This window comes from Clostridiales bacterium (assembly GCA_012512255.1).
Classification (GTDB): Bacteria; Bacillota; Clostridia; order Christensenellales; family DUVY01; genus DUVY01.
Window position 1 is genome coordinate 1 of the sequence record JAAZDJ010000121.1, and the last position, 3,262, is coordinate 3,262.

Annotated in this window: 3 protein-coding genes; all 3 read left to right on the top strand. The window is 33.0% G+C overall.

What is annotated here, in order from left to right; genetic code table 11:
- Positions 1-546 (top strand): ATP-binding cassette domain-containing protein (locus GX756_06200; protein ID NLC17451.1); only part of this gene is annotated, 546 nt, incomplete at its 5' end.
- Entirely contained in the window at positions 533-1,420 is an 888-nt protein-coding gene (locus GX756_06205; protein ID NLC17452.1) for an ABC transporter permease, read from the top strand. The genes GX756_06200 and GX756_06205, both read left to right, overlap by 14 nt.
- Before the next feature lie 122 nt (positions 1,421-1,542).
- Positions 1,543-3,262: sulfatase-like hydrolase/transferase (locus GX756_06210; GenBank protein ID NLC17453.1), on the top strand; the 1,720-nt coding region annotated here is incomplete at its 3' end.

Consider the following 3,262-nt stretch of genomic DNA (forward strand, 5'->3'; position numbering starts at 1 on the left):
AGGAGATACGGCAAATTATCAGGCGGACAAAAACGAAAAGCCGACATAGCAAGAGCCATAATCAATCGCCCTAAGATTTTGTTTTTGGATGAGCCGACTACGGGCTTAGACCCCGCCACTCGCATCATAGTTTGGGAAATCATAGATTTTCTAAGGAAAAACGAAAATATGACCATATATTTGACTACGCATTATATGGAAGAAGCCGACAAAGCCGATAATATAGCGATAATAGAGCAAGGCAAAATTATAATTCAAGGCACGCCCAATCAGCTAAAAGAAAAATATAGTTCTAATATTTTAAAAGTTATGCCCAAAAACGGCAAAGCGGAATTAAAAGAAAAATTAAGCGACCTTGACTTGCAATTCGAATTTAAGGTTGACCAATTTATCATAAAAATTCAAGATTCTATGGACGCTCTAAGGATTTTACAAAATATCCAAGATTATATTAAAAATTTTGAAGTATTAAAAGGCAATATGGATAGCGTTTTTCTTAATGTCACAGGCCAAAGTTTGATAGGGGGCGGAAATGAAAGGTCTTAAAGCATTGATCAAAAGAAACATCAAATGTTATTTACGGGAAAAGTCTAATATTTTTTATTCGCTTTTGACAATCATTATTACTATTGGATTATATATCTTATTTATATCCAAACTTTATACCGAAGATGCCCGAAGAGATTTAGAGCCGCTAGGCGTTACCAATTTTCAATGGCTTTCTGACAGCGTTATGCTTTCGGGACTAATCCCAATATTGAGCATAACGGTATCTTTGGTCGTTTTGGGTATAATAATTACCGATCAAGAAACCAAAATCACTATGGATTTTATGGTAGCCCCTATCAATAGAAGCGTTTGGATGCTTAGTTATATTATTAGCTCAATAATTATATGCGCTGTCGCTTCTTTTGGTATGGTGATATTGACCGATATTTATTTGTTTATCATATCGGGTTACGCCCTTAGCTTTTTGCAATTATTAAAAATCTTTGGCATTATTATTTTAAGTTTAATTTTTGGCAATATGTTTATGCTGTTTATAATCTCATTTGTAAAAACTTCAAACGCGCTTGGAGGGCTCGGCGCTGTTGTTGGCACATTGCAAGGTTTTATTTCAGGATGCTATATGCCTTTTGGCTTGTTCCCAAAAGGAGTTTATTATACATTATATAGCTTTCCATTCGCTCAAATGTCCTCGCTCATCAGAAGAGTTTATTTGGAAAATGTCCAAACGGTTATGAAACTTAACGCGGAAAGTTTGCCGTATATGGAGGCTTGGAAAAATCTTTTTGGCGTTAATTTGATTTATGAAAATTGGACAATGCCTGTTTGGCTTATGATTGTTAATATTTTGGTATTTACTTTAATTTTTGGTTTTATTTCAGCTTATAGGTTTACTAAAATGAAAAATAAATAATAATCACAAGAAAAGATATTTTTTTCGTTAAATTTGGCAAATAAAATATAATATATAAGCTTGATTTTTGCCATGCGCGATTATATAATTATAGTATCTATTATAATAAATATGTGATTATTATGAAAAAACTTTTACAGCGTTTAAAAGAAGATAATATATTTAATAGTTATATAATAATGCTGTCTTGTTTTATCCTAAACTTTGCGGCGTTAGTGGCTTTTCATTTGACGCTAGGCGTTAAGATGTCTTTGTTTGGGCTTATAACAGACTTATTGTTTATTGCGCTTATCTATTTTTTGATAAATCTTATAAAAAAAGCAAAACTCAAGAAAATAATTTATACAATTTTCTTTTCTTTGGCCATATTAGCGCTAATGGCGGATTCCACTTATTTTTACAAATATAAGTCATTCGCATCGCTTTCAAGCCTAATGTTTGTTAACAACATTATCGGACAAAAATACGGAATTAATTTGCCGTTGACTTGTTATTTAATAATTCCTATGCTCGTTTTAGGCTTGTTTATTATTTGGTATACCAAAATACCCCAGATTGACAAGCGGCACAAAGCCTTTAGGGCTAATATAGCAATGATGCTTATCGCTGTATTTTTATTTATGAGCGTTAATTTGCCGTATTCTATATATAACATAGTAAAGGCAAAAAATTATAAAGAATATGAGCTTCAATACATTCATAGTCCCAGCTTTTTATATAACAACTTATATAGCAGCCTAAAATTTGTTGAGGTTTTCGGCTATTGCAACTTTAGGATTAGGGACGCCGCTTCGCTAAAAGTTGATTTGGAATACGATGACTATGAAATTTTGGATAGTTATTTTGATTCTATAAAATATGAAAAAGCTACTAATGACTGGACAAAAGATTATGAAGGATACAATGTTATTACAATATTAGCCGAAACATTTGATTCGCGTTTTTGCGACCCTGATTATTTAGGCAAACAACTAGTTCAAGACCCTTCTTTGCGTATTGACGAAGAGAAAATTTTAGACGCTACAACGGTAGGGCATACGGTAACTAAATACCTTACGCCCAATTTATATAGGATATTCCAAGAAGCTATAACTTTTAGCAATTATTATGCGCCTACATTTTTTGAAGGCGCTACTATTAACACCGAGTTTATGGTCAATAATGGCATTTACGCGCTTAACGCCAAAAACTTTTCCTCAAACCTAGGCGATACTTTTTATGATAATTATTTTGGGTTATATTCTTTAGCCGCTCAATTCAATAAAAAAGACTACAAGACATATTATTTTCATAATGATAGCGGCAATTTTTATCATAGAAGAGCCTTGACTTATAACCAAGGCTTTGAAGAAACGAGATTTAACGAGGAATTGATCGCGGCGGGCACCAAGACCGAAAAAGTATATGATACTAGACTGTTAGAGTTTTTTGAGCTTAAAGATATAGATAATTCTTTACGCAACCAAATAGCCAACGGCGTTCCGTTCTATATGCAGATTGACACATATTCTATGCATTTAGGAAATTCCTTGATGTTTGACCATTACGAGCCTAAAGTGGAAGAAGCCTTTGAAAAAGCGGGTATTAACTTCAAAAAAATACATCCTCAAATACAGGAATACTATCTTAAGATAGCGGAATTTGACAATTTTCTAGGCAAGCTTATTGAAAAACTTGACCGTTCCAGTTCCAATGGATTAGGAGTTTTAGAAAAAACTTTGATTGTTATTTTCCCCGACCATTATAACTATAGTCTTAATCCCAAAGTAATGGAAGATTTTATTGGCGTTAGCGCTTTTGATAAGGAAATTAACCACCATAAATTGCTTATATTGGACGGCA